A 20,724-nucleotide genomic window follows, 5' to 3' on the forward strand; every position below is an offset into this window, starting at 1 on the left:
TCGCACTCCCTCGCCGAACTGATCGAATGACACTCTGACTGTAGAAGCTGAGCAGTCCTGCGATCTGGAGGCGATGGTCATCGGACCGACGGTCTTAAGCCCTTCGTGCTCTGGTGCCGCCGCGCATCAGCACTTTGTGGCAGCGGTTCATCGTCAGCGGTATCAAAATGCGCGGTAACCGTCGCCTCGGACGACAGCCGCGCATACACGTCGTGGGCCAGCGAAGCGATCTCGTCATCACTGTGGTCGGGGTACTTCTCGCAGAGCACGGAGACGATCGACTCGAGTTCGTCGGTGACGGTCTTCGTCATCACGGGGCTGTCCCGGCACCGTCCAACCACTCCACGACATCGGACAGATCATGTCGCGGAGTGGAGGGCAGTGGATCAGCATTCACCGGCGCCCAACCGATCCGAAGCAACATTTGTGGGAAGCCGCCGGCGGGGAAGATGGCTTCGCGTATCGATTCCCGGGTTTCGACGACCTCGAGTGGCTCAGTTATCGGGCAGCTCGCCAATCCGATGGCTGCTGCCGTAAGCAGAACGACACTGGTGGCCTCGCCCGCGCGAAGGTGTGCCATTTCGTCGTCATCACTCGTGCCTAGCGCCACCACCACTGCGTTGTCGTCAGCCGACCCGGCTTCCGGTGTCTGACCGAGGGTCGGCCCGGCGAACACACGGCCGGGTAGCGCGGCAGCTGGATCCGGTTTCGGTGCATTCCGGGCGGGAACTCCTGCCTTGGAGTCGTACCGTCCGCTCCACGTCGCGAGTTCGGTCAGGTATTCGTAGTCGGCTGCATGCTGCCGTGCAGCCTGCGCCACCAGTTCGGCCAGGTCGGTGAGCCCTTCCACTCGACGCAGCGTGACACCCGCACGCGCCGCCCGAGCACCCATAAGGGCTAGATCACCGCGCGGCACCGGCCAAGAACTGTAGTGACGCCGATCGGTGCGCCGACGAGGGATGGCCGCCGCCAGCGTCACATCGGCCTCCGAGGCCGTGTAAGCGCGAAGTTCGATGGCCGCCAAGTGTTCGGGGTCACCGGGGTTCGGAAATCGATGGATCTTGGCCTGCCAACCCAGAGCAGCAAGCCCGACAACGCAATGGTTTAGCGACGCACCGCAACTCAGGAGTAGGTCACGGCTGTCTGGGTCGGCACCAGGTAGGTGCCGACTGCAATCCGAATAGAGGTGGAGACTATTTGGGCCTACCCGCCAGCGCCACGGTTGTGAGTTGTGCATCGACGGAGCGCGGACGGCCAACGACAGTGCCGTCTGGATCGTGCCCGTATCGGGAAACTGTGCACTCATGCCGACCGCTACCTTCCGTTCGAACGGAATTCACCTGCCATCCATCGTCCCGCGGTCGGGACGACGTCACCAGAGCCCGAAGACCCTTTCTGCGGGAACCCAGGTCCCAGAAGCATCCGAGTGCCGGTGTCTAAAGTCCTTCGTCAGGCTGGCGATCGACCCTGTCGGCACACCAAAGTCCTGCGAAGAACGGGCGTATGCCTGCGACCCGTCCCGTTCGAGTGACGCATACGTTCCTGCGCACCGTGACCGCTGCAGTACTTCTCGCTGCCGTCGGCGGTGCAGCGAGCCATCGGGCCACCCCAGACAATTCGCGCGACGTGGCGCCGACGACGAGTGCCACCCAGTCGCTGCAAGTGGCCCCCTTCCGCCAATTCGTCAGCCCGGACGGTCGGGGCGGCTACCAGACGGCTGTTGAGCAAGTCGGGAAAGTCGTGGCGATATCCGACTCGTCGCTGACCGCAGCCAGCTCCGACGGAACCACCAAGACCTACCTCATGACGCCGAGCACCACCGCGGTATCGCTTGGATCCGATCACAATGGTTGGGCAAGTGCACAATTCACTGTCAATGACGTCGTATCAATCGTCGGTATCGTCGAGGACGGAACTGCGACCGCCACCGTGATCGCCACCCAAGCCATCGCGAACGGCAACGGACCCCCGATGGATGGCTGACGTTGGAGCACGGAATGAAAACAGATGCCACCGGCCTCGGTTGTCGTCGGCATCGACGGCTCCGAACATTCCTCCATTGCATCTGCGTCGGCATCATCGGGCAAGAATGGGACGCAACGCGTGAAGCACGGCAGGGTCCTCGATCGTCGATGGAATCGGTTCATCCTTACCGTGGGCGATGCCGCGCATGGCCTTTCGTAGGATCTTTCCTGACCTCGTCTTCGGCAGCGCGGCAACGACGTCGACCAGTTTGAACGAAGCAACCGCACCGATCTCGTTGCGTACAGACGCCACGAGTTCGTCTCCGATTCCGTCGGCCGAAGCGCCGACCTTCAACACGACCATTGCCCGCGGAACCTGCCCCTTGATCTCATCGGCAACACCGATTACGGCGCACTCGGCCACGGCGGGATGCGCGGCAAGTACCGCCTCGATCGCACCGGTCGAGAAGCGGTGCCCCGCAACGTTGATCACGTCGTCGATGCGCCCCATGACGAACAGGTACCCGTCCTCATCGATGTAGCCGCCATCTCCAGTGAGGTAGTAACCGGGGTGCTCGCACAGGTACGAGGCAACGAAACGGTCATCGTCTCCCCACAGAGTGGACATTGTGCCCGGCGGCAGCGGCAGCTTGAGGCAGATGACGCCCTCCTCGCCGGATCCACAACCGTGCCCGTCGACGTGCAGGATTCGAACGTCGTAGCCCGGCATCGGCACCGTCGGCGAGCCAGCCTTGAACGGGAGGGGTTCCACTCCCATCGGATTGGCAGCGATCGCCCAACCCGTTTCGGTCTGCCACCAGTGATCGATGACCGGTATCCCCAGCTTCTCCGACGCCCAGTGATACGTGTCGGGGTCGAGCCGCTCCCCGGCCAGGAATAGATGTTTCAGAGCAGAGAGGTCGTAGTGAGCGATATGCGAGCCATTCGGATCTTCCTTCCTGATGGCCCGGATCGCCGTCGGCGCCGTGAAGAGAGCCTTGACGCCGTGTTCGGCGATCACGCGCCAGAAAGCACCCGGATCCGGCGTTCCCACCGGCTTGCCCTCGTAGAGCACGGTCGTCGCGCCCACCAGCAGCGGCCCGTAGACGATGTAGGAGTGACCGACGACCCAGCCCACGTCTGACGCGGTCCAGAAGACATCGCCGGGACCGATGTCGTAGATGTGGCGCATGCTCCACATCAATGCCACCGCATGCCCGCCGTTGTCGCGGACGACACCTTTCGGCCTACCCGTCGTGCCCGAGGTGTACAGCACGTAGAGCGGATCGGTCGCCGCGACCGGTACCGGATCGACCGGCTCCGCATCTGCCATCAACTCGTCCCAGTCGAGGTCGCGGTCGGGAGTCAGCACGCACCGCAGCCGATCCCGCTGGACGATGACGCAGCTGCGGGGTGGGTATTCCGCGGCGTCGAGCGCAGCGTCGAGCATTGGCTTGTACTCGACTGTGCGGGACGGCTCGATCCCGCAGGAGGCCGAGACGACGACCGTGGGCCGAGCGTCATCGATGCGGGTGGCGAGTTCGTGCGGGGCGAAACCACCAAACACCACCGAGTGCACCGCACCGATCCGCGCGCACGCCAGCATGGTGATGACAGCCTCGGGAATCATCGGCATGTACACCACGACACGGTCGCCCTTGTGAACGCCCAAGCTGCGAAGCACACCTGCGAACCGCGCCGTCTCGTCCAACAGACCGGCGTATGTGTAGGTGCGTTGCGAGCCCGTCACCGGGGAGTCGTAGATCAGCGCAGGTTGATCGGCGCGGCCGCCAGCAACGTGCCGGTCCAAGGCGTTCGCGCAGGTGTTGAGTACAGCATCGGGAAACCAGCGGAAGAACGGCGGGTTGGAGTCATCGAGCACGCGCTGCGGCCCGCGGACCCAGGACACTGCCTGCGCCGCCTGAGTCCAGAACGTCGTCGGATCGTCCATGCTCGATTCGAAGAGCTCGTGATAGGCGCCCACCCCACCAGCACTACTTGACGTCGGCAATCCTGAACACACTGTGCTATTGGGCATTTCGTCGTCCTCGTCCTGCTACGCAGCGCCCACGACCGTCGGGGTCTCTTGGAATCTAGCCATCCTGGACGCGATCCGCTGGAGGCCTTCGGCCCCTTTCGTCGGCCATAGGTCCCCATGAGAACTCAGGGGTAGGCCTCCCGAGCCGCAGCAGCACGATCTGATCGTCACCGGCAGCTGTAGACCCGGCAGATTCTCACGCGCCACGCTGCGCAGCGCGAAGAAACGCCGCTGCCAGTACACCGATCTCAACAGCCTCGGTGAGGTCGAAGCACACGGTGACAACGGCAGTCAGCACGAAGATCATCGCCGCAATCACTGCCAACAGCGACCCTGGAATGCCGCCCGCCCACGGCTGGCGTCACACGTCGACGACGCTTAGTACGCCGGGAACCACAGCGGGCCCCAGAAGAAACCCCATGCCTGACGCGTCGGGTCCCAGAACACCTGCGCCGTGGGAGCCCAGAACGGCGGCGGCGGACGATTGCCCCACTGACCATTGTCGTTCCAGGGACCGTTGTTGTTGTTGTTCCAGTTACCGTTGTTGTTGTTCCAGTCGTTGTTCCACCGACCGTCGTTGTCGCCGTATCCGCCGTCGTGTCCGTGTCCCGGCGCCCAAGGTGGCGGATCAGCACTTGCGGTTCCTGCTCCGAGTCCCATCGCGCCAGCGGTCAGGCTGCCCGCGATGGCGACACCGGCGACGAGCTTGTTCCATCGCTTCATCCGTGTTGCCTCCGTATCAGGTCCCCCGACCCGACCGCACTCTTCCGCGCGGCAACTGCTTATACAAGCTTACTAACACGCGTCGGGCGTGTTCTATGCCCGTCCCACAATCAACGGGGTGGATCGCCCCGCCACGCGAAGCTGTTCACGTACTTGGCCATGTCCATCGCCAGTTGCAGGTTCGCGCCCGAGGGGTGCCCGGTACCGAAATCCGGGCTGAACTCGTGGTACGGGCCGACGGCCGCGGCGATCAGCGCCAGGTCGTTCTTGACCGCGACGATGACCAGCAGGCGGAGCCGGGTGTACGTGCCCGTGGAGTCCTGGGGGTATTCGTCGGCGACGACGCCGTATCCCGGCTGATATCCGACTGACGCGTTGGGGATCTCGTAGTCGACCGTGGCGTCGGGGTAGTTCTCCTCGATCAGCTGGTCGGTGATCTGTTGCGGTGTGCGATTGTGGGCGGGCTGCCCGAACAGCACGAGGGTGCCGGTGTCACCGGCGACGAAGTCCAGTACCACTCCGTCCTCGTCCACCGTCGCTTCGTACGCCGTGCCCGCGCCGGGATACGAGAAGGAGAAGGCGCCGTCGGCCGAGGTGAAGCGCGGGTTCGTGGCGATCGGCGAACCCAGTGGTGGTCGCCCGCAATCGGGCGGGCACACGTACCGCGGCGGGGTCGGTGTGATCGCCATCGACACCCCGACCGCGGCAACGGCCGTCAGGCCAAGAACGCTGGCCAAGGTCAGCAAGACCCGGCGAGGCGTGGTCTGGCGTACCGGCGCCGCCGCATACGGCCCTGGCGGCACCGCGTAGGCGACCCGCGCAGTGGACTCCCCCGCGTCGCCCGATTGACGGCGCGGGCGCTCGAGGCGCCGAGCAGCCCGCGACGTTCGCGACGCCGACCGGGCGGCGACCCCACAGTTCGGGCAGAACGCCATGTCGGGAACCACGTGATCGCAATGCGGACACAACACCTGCTCGGCCGGGCTGGTGGCGTCGTGCTCCTCGCGCAGTAACGCCTCCTGCAGCCCAATCCTCAACGCGAGCAACGCCAAAGCTGCGAACACCAGATGCAACCCCAGCTGCAGGCCGTCCGGAATCGGACCGGCTTCCGAGAGCCCCAATCCGGCGAAGAGCACGACCACCGCCAGAACACTCGCGAGAAGCACGCGTGTTCTGTTGAACCACAACGCGGTACCGACCAGGCCACCCGCTGCGAGCGCCATGACGGGCACCGCGACGCCCTGGATGCCCGCCTCGACGAGCAGCGCACCGATCGATCTGTCCTGCGTCGTCGGGCCGGTCGCCAATTGTGGCGCCAAGCGGGCCAGGGTCGCCGCGACGGTGAAGCCGATCGCCCCCACCGATCCGATCACGAACCCATCCAGTGCCTCCCGGGTGCGCGGCCGGAGCCACCGGACCAGCACCGCCGGGACGAGCATGACAAGCACACCGCTGACCGGGATGGTCAGTCCTTCCAACAACGCATGACCCAGGTCCTCCCCGGAATCCATTGCGACATCATAGGAATGCGACACGATCACGCCGATGACCCGCGCCCACCCGGCACCGAGTGCGAGGCCAAGGACGGCGGTCGACGCCAGTGTGCGGATCGGCAGGTCGCGGTGGGCGTCGGTCTCGCGCAGGTAGATGACGAACAGCAGGGGCAACCCGAGAGCTGCCGTCGCGATGAGCGGCGCCTGCCACCGGAGCGCGGTGAAGACGGACAACGCGACGACCAGCGCGACCAGACCGAAGCGGAACGGCGTGCGCGAACGATCCGGCAGCTGCGGGAAGAGCGAACTGACCACTGACATGCGCAGCACGTGCTCGTTCGAGGCTGCCGCGAACGCGCCGATGCGCAGCCGGTCGGCGCGTCGGCCGCCGTGGTGGGCGAAGAGATTCGCCCCACAGGATCCGCAGAACGCGCCGACGGGGACATCCGTCCCGCACGCCGGGCACACCATGGTTGGCACGGCCTCCTGCCCGGCGGGTGGATCGGCGGATGTCATCGGCGAGCCGACCCCTTTTGCAGCTCAAGGAGATTGCGTGCGAGGTTGGCGACGTTCGGACTACCGAGCCCGGTCACCAGGTCGTAGCCGGGAACGGAAACGTCGACGGCGTTGGAACCGAGGCTCACGTCACGGAAGCCGGGCAGGTTGGATCCGGCCGCAACGCGGTACAGAAGTGGGTTCAGATCGCCGACGGCCTTGCCGCCGTTCGCCTGCAGGTATTGGTTCATCAACACCGTCATGGCAGCCCAGATCGGCGCTGACTGTGAGGTTCCCGCGCCGATCCTCGGCTGTCCGTCGTACACGATCCGCACCCCGGTGAACGGATCGGCGACGGCGGAGACATCGGGTGTGAGGCGATGTTCTGGATCCCGGTCGACGGAGACCGAACTCTGATACGCGGGGCGGGGGAACAAGGAAGACACGCCGCCGCTGGTGCCTTGCGACAGCGGACCGTCGACCCACGCCTGCTCCGCCAGCCACTCGCCCTTGGCGTCGGTCGACAACGTGGTTCCGCCAACCGAGATGATCTCGGGCACCGATGCGACCGCGTCGAGCCCGACGTCGTCCGGCCCCGGCGGGGACGCCCAGTCCTCGCCGCCCTTGCATTCCAGACCGCCCGTGTCCCCGCTCGCGTCGAAGATCGCCGTGCCGTGCTTGTGTGCGTTCGCCATGGCAGCCCGCACCGGCACCAGGTCGGCCGCGCGGATCAGCTTGTCGCAGCCCCATCCGATCGACAGGCTCCACACCGCACCGGGGAACTGGCGATCCGCGTCCTCGAACATCTTGGCGATCTTCTCGTAGGCGCCGTCCCCCTCGACGGTCGGACGGGCGTTCACCACCACCATTTGCGCGTCCGGCGCGGTGGCATGGGCCACCTCGAGGTCCATCACCGTTTCACCGTGCGACGGTCCGGGCTGACCATCGATCAGAACGGGGGTGAACTTCGGCAGCCCCGACATCTCGGAGAAGGCGTCCAAATCGCTCTGGTCGTAACCGTCGAACTCGAAGAACACGATGGTCGCACCCTTGCCGGTGAACCCGGCCTCGGCGAGCGGTTTGGCGTTGTAGGTGGTCAACAAGGCATCGGGCGTCAGGCCCTGCTTCGGCACGTCCGCGGGGAGCATTCCCGGCCTCGCCATGTGGTGCGGCGTGTATCCGAGGATGCGACCCAGCGAACTGACGCCGTCGCGCAGCGGCGCTGGTACGTCTGGTTGCTGTGGCGAGGCATAGAACACCTGACCCTTGCGGCCCCGGTAGTCACGTACGGGCACGTCGAACGCCCTGGCCACCTCCTCGGCGGCACCCTCGACGATCGCCCACGTCTCACCAGGACGCCAGCGCACCGAAAGACCGTGCGAATCAGACCATTCGAACAGCCGAACGGGACGGTCCGGGCTGGGCAAGGTGACGGTCAGCTGTGCGTCGCCTGTGCGTGACGGCCCGAGGTCATTGGAACTGGCCAGCAGCGAGGCATAGGGACCGGTGATGTCCGCCGCGCCATGGGTATTCGGCGTTCGCGGCAGGTCCGATGCCGACAGCAGTACGACTGCCGAGACCACTGCCGCCGACCAGTAACGCGCATTCATTGCGCTCATTGAAAGTCCACCGGACCGCGCGATGTGGGCGCCCCTTTCGGGACGCCCACGATCACACAGGTCTAGCTGATGCCGCCGATTCCGGGGTGTTGTCCCCCTGGAACGTTCGGCGCGGGCGTCGCCGTCACCGGCGGCGTGAAGAGATTGCCACCCGTGGGGTTGATGCTCTTCTCGGTCGGCGCCGGCGCGCTACTGGCGGGCGCCGAGCTGGTCGTGGTGGTTGTTGTCGTCGTCGTGCTCGACGGGCTTCCGCCGCCACCGCCGCCGCACGCCGCGGTGAGCGTGCCCATCGCGATGATCGCGGCCCCGCCGGCAACCACCCCGAGGCGATGACCGAAACGATGTTTGTTCATGGATACAGTCCTTATCGGAGTTTGGCGCCAGCCAATTGGTGAATGAAAGCGGACGCCCCCGGCGGAGACGTCCGCGACCGCTTGCTTCTAGTTGTTGCGGTGAACGCCGGGAGGCTCCGTCGGTGCCGGGGGTGCGTAGACCGGCGGCGTGAACAGGTTGCCACCCGTGGGGTTGATGCTCTTCTCGGTCGGCGACACGGGCGGAGCAGTGCTCGAGGGCGCTGTGGTGGTGGTCGTGGTCGTGGTCGTGCTCGACGGGTTTCCGCCGCCTCCGCCACCGCACGCGGCGGTTAGCCCGCCCATGGCAATGATCGCGGCTCCGCCGGCAACGGCCGCGACGCGGCGACCCAAACGACGTGAATTCATCTTCGAAGTCCTAACTCGTATCCCCCGACTAGGCTCGTGCGGCCGACGGCAGGCGTTGCTGATCTTAACTGTGACTAGGCCCACCGTACAGAAAAGCGCGCAGTCGTGGCGGAATTTTTCGCGCGCGACAGTATTTGCTGGATCCGCACTGCATTTAGTGCCGTTGGCCACCCGCCGCGGTTCCAGCAACGAGTGACATACGTTCTTGCCGCGCCGGGCCTGCCGGCGGGGTTCCGTGCCGGGGATCAGCGTTTCCACTACCTGCCAGGTAATCGACACGCCGCAGACCGTGGACGAGGATTCGAGTCATGCCCGAACCGATTCCTGCCTATGCCGTGGCTTACCTGCGCGACGTCGCAGTCGGCGACCACATCATCCGCTACCTGCGCGAGATCGACGACACCCTCAGACCGTTCGGGGGTGAATACCTGGTCCACGGCGGCCGCATCGACGCTCGCGAGGGTCATTGGGACGGCTCGCTGGTGGTCATCCGCTTCCCCGACCACGATTCGGCCGCCCGATGGTACGAATCGGCCGACTACCAACGCATCCTTCCGCTGCGGCTGAACAACTCCACGTCGATGGCCGCCATCGTCGAAGGCGTGAAACCCGGCCACACCGGCAGCGCGAAAGTCGACGAACTGCTGGGTCGCTAGCCGCTGGTCACTCGATCGGATCGCTGGTCGGCGTCGTCGTGGATGTCGAAGTGGACGTGGACGACGACGTGGAGGTCGGCGCACCGGGGCCGCGATGAGCGCCGTTCGCAGGTGACGCACCTGTGCGGCCGATAGTGAAGCCGCAGAAGATCTTTCGCGGTCGTCGACCTCGGGCGGCGGCCACCACGGCTCAACGTCGTTCGCTACCTCCGAGCCGGGTTCGGGCTGTACCAGTTTGGTTGCCGCGGTGACGAACACGTCCTGCACGCAGTCGGCCGCCGCATCGCCGTCGCGCAGCATTCCGACGCAGAAGTCGTACAGCCGATCGGCGTACCGGTCGTAGATCGCAGAGAAGGCGAGCTGGTTGCCACCGGCCGCGGCCACGGCGAGTTCGGCGTCGTCCACCGCGTCGGCGGGTTCCAACGGGGCGATCGTCATGGGTCACCTTCGGGTTGTCGACGTTGCCAAGACGAGCCAACCCCGGGTCGGCCCACCATCCATGAGGACGATGGGCCGACGCGTTTGGTTCACTTCACCCAGCCCGACCACGCCGCATACGAGTCGGGGCCGGTCCTCCGCATGGTGGTCATGTCGAGCTCCTTGGTGGTGTTCGCCGCCCCCGATGGGCTGCGTTCACGGGCTAGGAGCAGCGAACGACCCCGACTCGCACACTTTTTCTGAAAACTTTTTTGGGCGTGGCGCAGGCTCGCCGCCCGCTACCTCGGCCGACCATCTGCGCTTGTGTCAATTTTCCGGTGTATTGGCTCTGCAACAGTAAGAATTCCGGTTCGAACCTGTATGCAATCGGCGCGGATCGGCCCTCACAGCAACGGTGCACGTGCGAAAACCCGTCCACGGGAGGGCCACCGCGTCCTGGGAATTCGCAGGCCAGGGGGTGCGACGACGCGCCGATTCCTGAGACTCCGACTTGCCATCCGCCGTATTTCGGAAAAGATGCAATGCGGACCCGACAGGTGGCGTACAGGTTATGGACATCGGCCGGACAGAGATCAAGGGGACCCAGATGAGCATGTTGCGCAAGGCGGTGACGGTTGCCGCCGTCACCGCACTGACCGCATTCGGAGTGACCGCGTGCGGCGGCTCCAACAGTGGCGGAGGCGGCGGTGGCGGCGGTGGCGGCGGCGGCGAGATCAACGTCACGTTGACGTCGTTCCCCGACTACGTCGATCCGCAGCTGTCCTATACGACCGAGGGATGGGAGACGTTGTACAACGTCTACACCCCGCTGCTCACCTACAAGCACGCGAAGGACGATGCCGGCGCCGAAATCGTCCCCGGCTTGGCCAAGGACATGCCCCAGGTCTCGCAGGACGGCAAGACCTACAAGCTGACCCTTCGGTCCAACATGAAGTACTCCGACGGCACGCCGATCAAGGCGTCCGACTTCACCTACGCAATCCAGCGGCTGTTCAAGGCCGACTCCGGTGGCTCGGTGTTCTTCGAACCCATCGTGGGCGCCACGGATTACGCCGACGGCAAGGCCGACAAGATCGCCGGCATCACCACCGACGACAACACCGGTGACATCACGATCCAGTTGACCGAACCCAGCGGAACGTTCAACGACCTGCTCGCGCTGCCGTTCTCTGCGCCCGTTCCCCCGACCACGCCGCTGGACAAGGACGCGACCAACTCGCCGCCGCCGTCCAGCGGGGCGTTCAAGATCTCCGCTGTCGACGCGCCCCGCAGCCTGACCTTGGAGCGCAACCCCCAGTTCAAGACGCTGACCGACGCCGGTGCCAGCAATCTGCCCGAGGCTCAGGTGGACAAGATCACCGTCACCCAGAACAAGAGCAACAGCGCCCAGGTGACCGGCATCGAACAGAACACCATCGACTTCATGCACGATCCGCCGGACGCCGACCGGCTGCCCGAGGTCAAGGCGAAGTTCGGCGACCGCTTCCGCATGGAGAAGTCGATCAACACCTATTACTTCTTCATGAACACCCAGACCGCGCCGTTCAACGACCTCAAGGTCCGCCAGGCGGTCAACTATGCGATCGACCCCGAGGCGCTCAACCGGGTGTTCGGCGGCCGTCTGCACCCGACGCAGCAGATCCTGCCACCGGGCATGCCTGGCTACGAGGAGTACAAGCTCTATCCGGGACCTGACCTGAACAAGGCGAAAGCGCTGATCGCCGAAGCGAACCCGACCGACAAGGACATCACCGTCTGGACCGACGACGAGCCGGACCGCAAGCGGATCGGTGAGTACTACCACGACCTGCTCACGCAGCTGGGCTTCAATGCCACGCTGAAGGTCATCGCCGGCGACGTGTACTGGACGACGATCGGCAACCAGTCGACGCCGGATCTGGACACGGGTTTCGCGGACTGGTTCCAGGACTTCCCGCACCCCGACGACTTCTTCCGTCCGCTGCTGAACGGCAAGAACATCCTGCCGACCAACAGCAACAACTTCTCGAAGGTCGCGATCCCGGGCCTCGACGCCAAGCAGAACGACTTGCTCAAGCAGCTCATCGGCGACGGTGGCGTCACGGAGCAGTACGCGGCACTCGACAAGTCGTACATGGAGCAGGCGGTCTGGGCGCCGTACGGCAATGAGGAATACACCACGTTCGTGTCGAATCGGATCGACTTCGACAAGGCGTATCGCCATATCTTGTTCAGCCAGGACTACTCGGCCTTGTCGCTCAAGTAATGGTTGGGTCGATCGGCGAGCTGGAGGCCCCCGGCGAACCACTGATGCCAACCGGCGTGGCGGCCGAGGAGATTCGGGGGCGAAGTCCCTGGTACCTCGCCTGGTTGCGGTTACGCCGCAACCGGGTTGGGCTCGCGTTCGGCGTGCTGTTCCTGCTGATCGTGGTCGCCTGCCTGGCGGCGCCCCTGTGGGCGGACAACGTCGCGCACACCGGACCGAACGAGAACCACATCACCGATAAGATCCTCATCGACGGGCAGGAGACGTACGTCGTCTCCCCTGACGGCACGCCGCTGGGGCCGGGACTGCACGGCCGGTATCTGCTCGGCGCCGACCAGAACGGCCGCGACGTGATGGTGCGATTGCTCTACGGCGGACGCACCTCGATCTACATCGGGGTGGTCGCGGCACTCGTCACCACGGTGCTCGCGGTGCTCGTCGGCCTGCTGTGCGGTTACTACCGAGGCTGGATCGACGCGGTGCTGTCGCGCGTGATGGACGTGGTGTGGGCCTTTCCCGTCCTGCTGCTCGGCATCGCGCTCGGCACCGCCCTCGCGCTGGGCGGGCTCAAGATCGGTGCGCTCGTCGTCGCCGGTGACTCGCTGTGGATCCCCATCCTGATCATCGGCTTGGTGTACGTGCCGTACATGGCCCGCCCGATCCGCGGCGAGATCCTGGCGCTGCGCGAGAAGGAGTTCGTCGAAGCCGCCGTCGCCCAGGGCAAGGGATCCCTGCGGATCATGTTCTCCGAACTGCTGCCCAACGTGGTGTCGACGATCATCGTCTTCTTCACACTCAACATCGCCAACAACATGCTGCTCGAGTCGTCGCTGTCCTTCCTCGGTGCCGGCGTGCGGGCACCCAACGCGTCGTGGGGCACGATGATCGCCGACGGTTACCAAACCATCTACACCGCACCACATCTGACGATCGTGCCCGGCCTGCTGATCGTGCTCACCGTGTTGTCGCTCAACGTGTTCGGCGACGGGCTCCGCGATGCGCTCGACCCACGGGCCAAGATCAGGCTGGAGCACTAGGGCATGCTTCGCTTCGCCGCCCGGCGGGTATTCGGAATGATCGCGGTCCTGTTCGCGATCTCGGTGGTCGTCTTCCTGATCTTCAACGTGATCCCGAACTCCGATCCCGCCCAGCGAATCGCAGGCAAGAACGCCAACCCGGCGCTCATCGCCAGGGTGACCGCCGATCTCGGTCTGGACCAACCGCTGCCGGTGCAGTACCTGACCATGATGAGGAAGATCCTCACCGGCCAGCTCACGTCGTATGCCAGCTCGCAGAACGTCACCGAACAGATCTGGAAGGGCCTGCCTGCGACGCTGTCGCTGTGCATCGGCGCCGCGGTGCTGTGGATGACCTTGGCCGTCATCTTCGGCTACCTGTCCGCCGTCCACTCCGGCAAGTTCACCGACCGTGCGCTGACGATCCTGTCGTTGACCGGAATCTCGATGCCGGTGTTCTGGCTTGCCGCGATCCTGCTGTATTACCTGAGCTACAAGGCCCAGCTGTTCCCGACGAGCAGCTACGTGCCGTTGACCAAGGATCCCCTGGACTGGCTGTATCACCTGATCCTGCCGTGGATCACGTTGGCGGTGCTGTTCGTCGGCTTCTACAGCCGCGTGCTGCGCTCCAACATGCTCGACGTGATGAACGAGGACTACGTCAGGACCGCGCGGGCCAAGGGCATCGGCGAGCGTCAGGTGCGGTTGCGCCACGTGCTGCGCAACTCGATGATCCCGATCGTGACGCTCTTCGGCCTCGACTTCGGTGCGGTGGTCGGCGGCGGAGCCATCCTCACCGAAACGGTGTTCAACCTCAACGGAGTCGGGCTCTACGCCGGCCAGGCGATCGGTAGCCTCGACTTGCCGCCGCTGATGGGTGTGACGATGTTCGGCGCGTTCTTCATCGTGCTGTTCAACACGATCGTCGACGTCCTGTACGCGTTCCTCGATCCGCGGATCCGGCTCGGAGAGGCGGCACCGGCATGATTCTCGAGGTCAACGACCTGACCGTCAGCTTCGCCACCGACGGCGGGGTGGTCCGCGCGGTCGCGGGTGTCTCGTTCGGGCTCGCCGCGGGCGAGATCCTGGCGATCGTCGGCGAATCGGGTTCGGGCAAGAGCGTGACCGCTCAGACATTGATCGGACTGACGCGCGCACCGAACACGACCATCTCCGGCTCGGTGCGGTTCGACGGTGCCGAACTCACCAGTCTCGACGACGACGGGTTGCGGAGTGTGCGGGGCGAGCGGATCGCGATGATCTTCCAGGACCCGATGACGTCGCTGAATCCGGTCTACCGAGTGGGCGACCAGATGATCGAGATGATCCGGGCGCACCGCGACGTGTCCAAGCGCGAGGCCCGCGAGCGCGCGGTCGACCTGCTCAGGTCGGTGGGAATCCCGAATCCCGAACGCCGAGTGCATGATTACCCGCACGAGTTCTCAGGCGGCATGCGGCAACGCGTGATGATCGCCATGGCGTTGTCACTGGATCCCGACGTGCTCATCGCCGACGAGCCGACCACCGCCCTCGACGTCACCGTCCAGGCGCAGATTCTGCGGCTACTCGACCAACTGAATAGGGAACGAGGCCTCGCGGTGGTGCTGATCACCCACGACCTCGGCGTCGTCGCCGAGATCGCCGATCGGGTGGCGGTGATGTACGCGGGCCAGATCGTCGAGGAAGCGACGCTCGACGAGTTGTTCTACGACCCGCTGCACCCCTACACGTGGGGACTGCTGGGGTCGCTGGCCCGGTTGGACCGGCCGAATCCCGAACGCCTGGCCCAGATCCTGGGTCAACCGCCGTCCCTGCTCAACCCGCCGACCGGCTGTCGGTTCGCCCCGCGTTGCCCGCACGAGTTCGACAAGTGCGCGGAGCCGCCACAGCTGGACCGCGACCGCTGCTGGCTCGAACTCGACGAGAAACGCCGCCTCCGCGAGGTCGACGGCCGGATCGGCCTACGCAAGCCTGTGGCGCCGTGAAGGGCGACACGCTGCTCGAGGTAACCGACCTCGTCAAGCACTTCCCGATCAAGTCGGGCATCCTCATCGACCGCGAGGTCGGCCGGGTACGCGCAGTGGACGGCGTGAGTCTCACCCTCGCTGAAGGCGAAACGCTCGGCCTGGTAGGTGAATCCGGCTGCGGGAAGTCGACGCTGTGCCGGGCCATCCTGCAGCTGACGGCGCCAACGTCGGGTTCGGTGCGGTTCGACGGCGAGGAACTCGTCGGACGGAATCGGCGCCAGCTCCGGCCGGTGCGCCGCCAGATGCAGATGATCTTCCAGGATCCGTACGCGTCGCTGAATCCGCGCAAGCGGGTGAGCCAGATCATCGGCGAGCCGATGGAGTTGCACGGCCTGTCCGGTGGCCGCGACACGAATGCGCGCGTGAAGGACCTGCTCGACCGGGTCGGACTTCCCCCCGAACACGCCGACCGCTTCCCGCACGAGTTCTCCGGCGGTCAGCGCCAGCGCATCGGCATCGCCAGGGCCCTTGCGCTGCGGCCCAAGCTGATCATCGCCGACGAGCCGGTTTCCGCACTCGACGTCTCCGTGCAGGCGCAGATCGTCAACCTGCTCAAGGACCTTCAGGACGAGTTCGGGCTGTCCTACCTGTTCGTCGCCCACGACCTCGGCGTGGTCCGCCACGTCTCGGATCGGGTGGCGGTGATGTACCTCGGCAAGATCGTCGAAAGTGCCCGTGCCGCAGCTCTTTACCAGCAGCCACTGCATCCGTACTCGACCGCGCTGCTGTCCGCGGTGCCGATCCCCGATCCGAAGCTCAACGCGAGCCGCGAACGGCTCATCCTCGAGGGCGACCCGCCCAGCCCCATCGATCCACCGCCGGGCTGCCGCTTCCACACCCGCTGCCCGTGGATGACCGACGAGTGCCGCACCGACGACCCCGAACTACGCGAACTCGCGCCGGGACACATCGCCGCCTGCCACCATCCGCGGAACCTGGTCGAGCGGACCTGATCAGCCCGACGAATTGGCCGCCTTCGCGGCCGCCGCGATAGCCTTCCCCTCGGGGCTGGCCGCCGAATAGCCTGGCGCCTTCGCCGACGCTTCAGCCGAATAGCAGTTCAGGGAGACGAGCACTTCGTTGGTCGCGGACCCGGAACTGTTCTCCGGCGGAGGAACGGTCCTGTCCGACTGGCTGGCGACGAGGCAGTCGGGCCAGGCCTTCTGGTCGCCGACGACTGTCGACACCACGGGATGTAGGCCGGCGCCGCTGATCGCCGAGGTGGCGTCGCTGTACTTCTGACCAACCACGTTGGGTGATGATCCGGCCTGCGCGACACCGCTGCTGAGCAGCAGCATCGCCGAGGTAGCGGACAGGACGAGCGCCGTGCCGAGCCTTTGGTGCGCCATGTCAGCCCCCGGCCTTGACCGCAGGAACGGCCTTCCCGGTGGGGACTGTCAGCGACGGTGTCGTCCACGTGGCCGTGGCCCCCATCGTGGCACCGACGACCGTGGGCTGGACGTAGGTCGTGTTCGCGGGTGCATCACCCGAACCCGCCAGTGCGCTTCCGGCACCGAAGTGGCTTCCACCATAGGCAATGCCGAGCACCGCCAGTGCGGCAAGAGCGCCGATGCCGATGAGTCCGAGCACCTGCACGCGCATGCGATTGAACCGCGTGTTTCTCTGTTCCATTTTCCGATAGTGGCCCGCGTAGTCTACGAATCGCTGGATCGCAGCTGTGATATTGCTGCCGTCCACGAACCACTTAGTAGGGGAACTGCGGCTGCTGCGGATATTGCGGTTGCTGCGGATACTGCGGGTACTGGGGCGGTGGCTGATACTCCGGCGCCGGGCTGGCAGGCACCTGGATCGGGATGGGCACCGGCACGAACGGCACCGTGATGTAACTCGTCGTCATCGTCGGCGTCGTGGTCGTCGTGGTGGTAGTCGTCGTAGTCGTCGTGGTCGTCGGCGACGTCGTCGCGGTGGTCGTGGTCGTGGGCTGCGTCGTGGTGGTGGTCGTCACCGGCCGTTCCACGGTGACGGTCTCCGGGGGCGGTGGCGGCGGGGCTTCACTCGTCACGGTCACGATGCTTTGCACCACCTCGGTGCTCGGCGGCGGCGGCGGCGGTGGCGCCAAACTCGACGACAGCGGCGTCGCAGTCGCCGGGACCGTCTTCGGCGCAGGGGTGGAGGTGGGGCTCGAGTCGCCCACAGCGCTCGTCAGCGCGATCGCCACACCGCCGACGGCCACCAGGGCCACCACGGCGGCCAGGCCGAACACTAATTGGGGCAAGCGTTGCCACGCCCGCGGCTGGTCGACATCGATGGGTCCCGTCGGCGGGACGTACTGCGACACCGCACGCGTGGTGCTGGTGTCGATCAAGTAGTCCTCGCCGGTATAGGGCAGCGGGTCACCGGAGGAGTCGTCGTCCTGCGACCAGGCCAGCTGGCGGAAGGTGGTCGAAACGGCGGAATCGCCACCGGGCACGACCGGCGGGATCAACGCGGCAGGCGCCACCCCGGTCGCGGCGTCGGACTCCGCGCCGTAGGCCGCGAAGAGCACCGCGCCCACGGCGGCGTCGAGGGCGGGCTGCGGGGTGGCGACCACCGGCGCCTGGGTGTGGCCGGACAGTCGTTGGGCAATCAACGGAATGCTGGCTCCACCGCCCACGGCGGCGACGGTCGACACGTCGGCCGACGGAATCCGGTTGCGCAGCAACAGATCATCCAACTCGGTCAGCACCCCGGCAAGCGGCACATCCATCAGCGCGTCGAGTTCGGCCCTGGTGACATGCACCGTCGAGCGGTGTCCTGGCAGCTCGACCGAGACGTCGGTGTCCGCCTGCTCGGACAGCAGCTCCTTGGCCCGTCGGCACTCGTTGCGCAGCGCCGTCAGTGAGCCCACCGCCGCAGTACCCGCAGGGTCGACCCCGTCGGCGTCGGCGATGCCGTCGAGCACGTGGGCGAGAAGCGCCTGGTCGATCTGGTCACCCGAGAACTCCGTCAGCCGCGACGTCTCGATCGGTTCGAAGCTCGACGCGGCATCGGCCAACGTGATGCTGGTGCCACCGCCGCCGAAGTCCAACAACACCACGACACCCCGCCCGGGTAGTCCCGGATTGGCGTGCAACGCGGTCAGGGCGGCGACGGCGTCGGAGACCAGGCGCGCAGGCACGCCGTTGGGCGCAAGCCTCGGTTTGGCCCGCATGGCCTCACGCAGCGCGCGCAGCGTGGCTCCGGTCCAGTGCGCGGGGACGGCCACCGCAATCTGCGATGACGGCGTTCCGCCTGCGAGCTCGACCATGCCGTCGAGCGCCTCGACCAACAGTTCGTCTGCGCGGTGCGGCGATCCGTCGGCGGTCACCAGCGGCACCGGATCACCGACGCGTTCGACGAAACCACTCAACACCTGGCCGGACAGGGTCAGCATGGATCGCCGTGTGAGGGGTGGATCGCCGACTCGTACCGCGACCAGGTTGGTCGTCCCGATCGACAACCCCAACGGGGCGCTCATATCGGAACACACCATAGCGGCAATCACCCCACGAGCAGCTCAGACACTCCGCGGCAAACGCGACGAACAGTGTTCTCCCAGCTAGGTTTTGGCCGCACAGATGTTCCGCAACGCCGAACGACCGATGGCCCCTACGGCGGTCCGCGCGACGCCCAGCAAAGCCGAAAGGACGTCGGTCACCCACCGACGACGTCCGTTACCAGGATGAACGGCGGTAGCCAGTCGATCAAGCGGACCAATGACGTCGGCGGATCGCCGACCTCACCAGGTGAACGAGCGAACTCAGCCGACGCATAGCCCGTACAGAAGTCGGTGAACCGCATGGCTATTTGACGTAGCTGTCAATGAAATCGGACCCGGACTCCATGCGCCGGCGGGCGCTCGTGTTGCAATGTCGCCATGGGTGACATCGACGACATCAAACGAGTCAAGTACCGCTACCTGCGCGCGCTCGATACGAAGCACTGGGATGAGTTCTCCGACACGCTGACAGACGACGTCATCGGCGACTACGGCGAGTCCCTCGGTGAAGAACACCACTTCACCGACCGCGCGTCGCTGGTCCAGTTCATGCGCGAGTCGATGCCTGCCGACGTGATCACCGAGCACCGGGTGACACACCCCGAGATCGACGTCGACGGTGACGAAGCCACCGCCATCTGGTACCTGCAGGACAAGGTCATCGTCCCGAAGTTCGACTTCATGTTGATCGGTGCTGGCTTCTATCACGACCGCTATCGGCGAACCGCCGACGGCTGGAAGATCAGCGCCACCGGCTACGACCGCACCTACGATGCCTCGCTGTCAACCAAGGCCCTCGACTTCAAGGTGAAATCCGGTCGGGCCGTTAACCTTTGATCACTTCGAAACGGCGCTCATTTTGAGACGGCGATCAGCGCGCCGGGGCGCAGCCATTTGATGAGCTCGACCATGGTGGCGTCGTCGACCGAAACGCAACCCGCAGTGGGGCCACCGTCGGTGGTGTGCAGGAAGAACGCTCCACCGTTGCCGGGCACGCGTTCCTTGTTGACGCCCATCACGACGGCGTGCCGGTACTGCGGGATCTCTAGATTCTCCGTGCCGCTGCTCGGATCGGTGTCGAAGGCGCACTGCGACTTCTCGCAGACCTGCATCGTGTTGTAGGTGGGGCTCTTCATGTCGCCGTCCCACCAGTGGTTCTTCCCCACTTGGACGTACTGCAGACCGCCGCCGGGGTTGGGGGCGGTGCCGAATGCGAAGTCGAGGGTGAAGATGCCCATCGGGGTGAGCATCTGACCGTCGTGCGTCTCGGGCGCCATGCCCGCCGAGCCGACGTGGGCGGGGATGCCGACGCCGATCGGTTGCCAACCGGCCGCCGTGCGCTCGTAGACGTCGACCTTCGCGGTCGACTTACCCACCCCGACAACGGAAATCACTTGCGTGGCGTTGCCAACGGACGGGGCGAACCACGGTGTGACTTCGGCGTGACCGAGCGGTGCTGCGGCGAACCAGACCAGCGTCGCGCATAGCGGAACCAGCAGTCGGCGCACGCCCTCCATCGTCGTCAGACCGCGTGCGCTAGGTCAAGTAAAGGTTTAGACACGGTTTGGACAGGGTGTCCGGCGGATAGGTTGGGAACCATGGAATTGCTGCGACGGCGCCGGGGTATCCGACAGATCGGGCAGGGCCTCGGCACGCTCGACCGTGAGATCTTCGAGGCGATCGCCGATTCCCCCAGCCCGCTGATCGATGCCGTCATGCCGCGCCTGACGCGGGCGGCGGACCATTCCAAATTGTGGTTGGCGATCGCGGCCCTGCTCTTTGCGTCACGGCACCGCCCGGCGGTGCGGGGTGC

The 20,724-nt window shown here is 65.7% G+C and carries 20 protein-coding genes and 2 pseudogenes; 9 read left to right on the forward strand and 13 right to left on the reverse strand.

The annotated features are described in order from the left end of the window. Positions 1-77 precede the first annotated feature (77 nt). Both QOC69_RS05960 and QOC69_RS05965 read right to left on the reverse strand, forming a co-directional pair. Positions 78-311 carry a hypothetical protein gene (locus QOC69_RS05960; RefSeq protein WP_526437355.1) on the reverse strand — a complete coding sequence of 78 codons (234 nt, stop codon included), beginning with the start codon at positions 309-311 and terminating at the stop codon, positions 78-80. Further along, positions 311-1,306 (reverse strand): Acg family FMN-binding oxidoreductase, encoded by a 996-nt coding sequence (locus QOC69_RS05965; RefSeq protein ID WP_526437356.1) that lies wholly within the window; start codon positions 1,304-1,306, stop codon positions 311-313. Before QOC69_RS05965 ends, QOC69_RS05960 begins: the two co-directional genes overlap by 1 nt. A 245-nt stretch (positions 1,307-1,551) precedes the next feature. On the opposite strand from QOC69_RS05965, the gene QOC69_RS05970 reads away from it, so the two are divergent. After that, positions 1,552-1,983, forward strand: coding sequence for a hypothetical protein (locus QOC69_RS05970; RefSeq protein ID WP_526437357.1), 432 nt, complete (start codon positions 1,552-1,554; stop codon positions 1,981-1,983). Between the two features lie 93 nt (positions 1,984-2,076). Here the strand turns inward: QOC69_RS05970 and QOC69_RS05975 are convergent, their stop codons facing one another. The 7 genes and pseudogenes from QOC69_RS05975 to QOC69_RS06005 form a co-directional block, all read right to left on the reverse strand. Beyond that, complete coding sequence (locus QOC69_RS05975; RefSeq protein ID WP_526437358.1) at positions 2,077-4,002, reverse strand: propionyl-CoA synthetase; 1,926 nt, start codon at positions 4,000-4,002, stop codon at positions 2,077-2,079. Between the two features lie 142 nt (positions 4,003-4,144). After that, positions 4,145-4,312 (reverse strand): annotated as a pseudogene (locus QOC69_RS05980) (sodium-independent anion transporter); the annotation flags it as partial. Positions 4,313-4,380: 68 nt separating this feature from the next. Continuing rightward, complete coding sequence (locus QOC69_RS05985) at positions 4,381-4,725, reverse strand: hypothetical protein (protein ID WP_526437359.1); 345 nt, start codon at positions 4,723-4,725, stop codon at positions 4,381-4,383. Between the two features lie 110 nt (positions 4,726-4,835). Next, complete coding sequence (locus QOC69_RS05990) at positions 4,836-6,734, reverse strand: PrsW family intramembrane metalloprotease (protein WP_526437360.1); 1,899 nt, start codon at positions 6,732-6,734, stop codon at positions 4,836-4,838. Beyond that, on the reverse strand, positions 6,731-8,323 hold the full coding sequence (locus QOC69_RS05995; RefSeq protein ID WP_526437385.1) for a S53 family peptidase: 1,593 nt from the start codon (positions 8,321-8,323) through the stop codon (positions 6,731-6,733). Before QOC69_RS05995 ends, QOC69_RS05990 begins: the two co-directional genes overlap by 4 nt. 71 nt (positions 8,324-8,394) lie before the next feature. After that, on the reverse strand, positions 8,395-8,685 hold the full coding sequence (locus tag QOC69_RS06000) for a hypothetical protein (RefSeq protein ID WP_526437361.1): 291 nt from the start codon (positions 8,683-8,685) through the stop codon (positions 8,395-8,397). 87 nt (positions 8,686-8,772) lie between these two features. Beyond that, positions 8,773-9,051 (reverse strand): hypothetical protein, encoded by a 279-nt coding sequence (locus QOC69_RS06005; protein ID WP_526437363.1) that lies wholly within the window; start codon positions 9,049-9,051, stop codon positions 8,773-8,775. A gap of 308 nt (positions 9,052-9,359) precedes the next feature. Between QOC69_RS06005 and QOC69_RS06010 the strand changes: the two genes are divergently transcribed. From QOC69_RS06010 to QOC69_RS06035, 6 genes are all read left to right on the forward strand, one after another. Next, the gene (locus QOC69_RS06010; protein WP_526437364.1) at positions 9,360-9,707 is read left to right on the forward strand and encodes a DUF1330 domain-containing protein; all 348 of its coding nucleotides are present in this window, start codon (positions 9,360-9,362) and stop codon (positions 9,705-9,707) included. A 1,024-nt stretch (positions 9,708-10,731) separates the two neighbouring features. Continuing rightward, entirely contained in the window at positions 10,732-12,390 is a 1,659-nt protein-coding gene (locus QOC69_RS06015) for an ABC transporter substrate-binding protein (RefSeq protein WP_526437365.1), read from the forward strand. Positions 12,391-12,434: 44 nt separating this feature from the next. Continuing rightward, complete coding sequence (locus QOC69_RS06020) at positions 12,435-13,427, forward strand: ABC transporter permease (RefSeq protein WP_526437387.1); 993 nt, start codon at positions 12,435-12,437, stop codon at positions 13,425-13,427. A gap of 3 nt (positions 13,428-13,430) precedes the next feature. Then, positions 13,431-14,393, forward strand: a complete 963-nt coding sequence (locus tag QOC69_RS06025) for an ABC transporter permease (RefSeq protein WP_526437366.1) — start codon at positions 13,431-13,433, stop codon at positions 14,391-14,393. Then, complete coding sequence (locus tag QOC69_RS06030; protein ID WP_526437367.1) at positions 14,390-15,391, forward strand: ABC transporter ATP-binding protein; 1,002 nt, start codon at positions 14,390-14,392, stop codon at positions 15,389-15,391. The genes QOC69_RS06025 and QOC69_RS06030 overlap by 4 nt, the downstream gene beginning before the upstream one ends. Continuing rightward, positions 15,388-16,386: an ABC transporter ATP-binding protein gene (locus QOC69_RS06035; protein ID WP_526437368.1), complete on the forward strand. Its 999-nt coding sequence runs from the start codon at positions 15,388-15,390 to the stop codon at positions 16,384-16,386. Before QOC69_RS06030 ends, QOC69_RS06035 begins: the two co-directional genes overlap by 4 nt. On the opposite strand, the gene QOC69_RS06040 is transcribed toward QOC69_RS06035, so the two are convergent. From QOC69_RS06040 to QOC69_RS06050, 3 genes are all read right to left on the reverse strand, one after another. Further along, positions 16,387-16,782, reverse strand: coding sequence for a hypothetical protein (locus QOC69_RS06040; protein WP_526437369.1), 396 nt, complete (start codon positions 16,780-16,782; stop codon positions 16,387-16,389). Between the two features lies 1 nt (position 16,783). Continuing rightward, a complete protein-coding gene (locus QOC69_RS06045; RefSeq protein WP_526437371.1) occupies positions 16,784-17,065 on the reverse strand; it encodes a hypothetical protein in 282 nt (93 codons plus the stop codon). Positions 17,066-17,138: 73 nt separating this feature from the next. Then, on the reverse strand, positions 17,139-18,890 hold the full coding sequence (locus tag QOC69_RS06050) for an Hsp70 family protein (RefSeq protein ID WP_526437373.1): 1,752 nt from the start codon (positions 18,888-18,890) through the stop codon (positions 17,139-17,141). A 399-nt stretch (positions 18,891-19,289) separates the two neighbouring features. Here QOC69_RS06050 and QOC69_RS06055 point away from each other — a divergent pair, with 399 nt between their 5' ends. Further along, a complete protein-coding gene (locus tag QOC69_RS06055) occupies positions 19,290-19,748 on the forward strand; it encodes a nuclear transport factor 2 family protein (protein WP_526437375.1) in 459 nt (152 codons plus the stop codon). A 17-nt stretch (positions 19,749-19,765) separates the two neighbouring features. Here the strand turns inward: QOC69_RS06055 and QOC69_RS06060 are convergent, their stop codons facing one another. Further along, positions 19,766-20,419, reverse strand: coding sequence for a L,D-transpeptidase family protein (locus QOC69_RS06060; protein WP_526437377.1), 654 nt, complete (start codon positions 20,417-20,419; stop codon positions 19,766-19,768). A 90-nt stretch (positions 20,420-20,509) separates the two neighbouring features. Between QOC69_RS06060 and QOC69_RS06065 the strand changes: the two are divergent. Then, a pseudogene (locus tag QOC69_RS06065) lies at positions 20,510-20,724 on the forward strand (phosphoesterase); the annotation flags it as partial.

It is taken from the genome of Mycobacterium sp. (assembly GCF_032162105.1).
Classification (GTDB): domain Bacteria; phylum Actinomycetota; class Actinomycetes; order Mycobacteriales; family Mycobacteriaceae; genus Mycobacterium.

Excerpts from the sequence above, each read along its gene's own strand:
- QOC69_RS05960 (WP_526437355.1), bottom strand. The coding sequence starts at position 311 with ATGACGAAGACCGTCACCGACGAACTCGAGTCGATCGTCTCCGTGCTC.
- QOC69_RS05965 (WP_526437356.1), bottom strand. The coding sequence starts at position 1,306 with ATGAGTGCACAGTTTCCCGATACGGGCACGATCCAGACGGCACTGTCG.
- QOC69_RS05975 (WP_526437358.1), bottom strand. The coding sequence starts at position 4,002 with ATGCCCAATAGCACAGTGTGTTCAGGATTGCCGACGTCAAGTAGTGCT.
- QOC69_RS05985 (WP_526437359.1), bottom strand. The coding sequence starts at position 4,725 with ATGAAGCGATGGAACAAGCTCGTCGCCGGTGTCGCCATCGCGGGCAGC.
- QOC69_RS05990 (WP_526437360.1), bottom strand. The coding sequence starts at position 6,734 with ATGACATCCGCCGATCCACCCGCCGGGCAGGAGGCCGTGCCAACCATG.
- QOC69_RS05995 (WP_526437385.1), bottom strand. The coding sequence starts at position 8,323 with ATGAATGCGCGTTACTGGTCGGCGGCAGTGGTCTCGGCAGTCGTACTG.
- QOC69_RS06000 (WP_526437361.1), bottom strand. The coding sequence starts at position 8,685 with ATGAACAAACATCGTTTCGGTCATCGCCTCGGGGTGGTTGCCGGCGGG.
- QOC69_RS06005 (WP_526437363.1), bottom strand. The coding sequence starts at position 9,051 with ATGAATTCACGTCGTTTGGGTCGCCGCGTCGCGGCCGTTGCCGGCGGA.
- QOC69_RS06010 (WP_526437364.1), top strand. The coding sequence starts at position 9,360 with ATGCCCGAACCGATTCCTGCCTATGCCGTGGCTTACCTGCGCGACGTC.
- QOC69_RS06015 (WP_526437365.1), top strand. The coding sequence starts at position 10,732 with ATGAGCATGTTGCGCAAGGCGGTGACGGTTGCCGCCGTCACCGCACTG.
- QOC69_RS06020 (WP_526437387.1), top strand. The coding sequence starts at position 12,435 with ATGCCAACCGGCGTGGCGGCCGAGGAGATTCGGGGGCGAAGTCCCTGG.
- QOC69_RS06025 (WP_526437366.1), top strand. The coding sequence starts at position 13,431 with ATGCTTCGCTTCGCCGCCCGGCGGGTATTCGGAATGATCGCGGTCCTG.
- QOC69_RS06030 (WP_526437367.1), top strand. The coding sequence starts at position 14,390 with ATGATTCTCGAGGTCAACGACCTGACCGTCAGCTTCGCCACCGACGGC.
- QOC69_RS06040 (WP_526437369.1), bottom strand. The coding sequence starts at position 16,782 with ATGGCGCACCAAAGGCTCGGCACGGCGCTCGTCCTGTCCGCTACCTCG.
- QOC69_RS06045 (WP_526437371.1), bottom strand. The coding sequence starts at position 17,065 with ATGGAACAGAGAAACACGCGGTTCAATCGCATGCGCGTGCAGGTGCTC.
- QOC69_RS06050 (WP_526437373.1), bottom strand. The coding sequence starts at position 18,890 with ATGAGCGCCCCGTTGGGGTTGTCGATCGGGACGACCAACCTGGTCGCG.
- QOC69_RS06055 (WP_526437375.1), top strand. The coding sequence starts at position 19,290 with ATGGGTGACATCGACGACATCAAACGAGTCAAGTACCGCTACCTGCGC.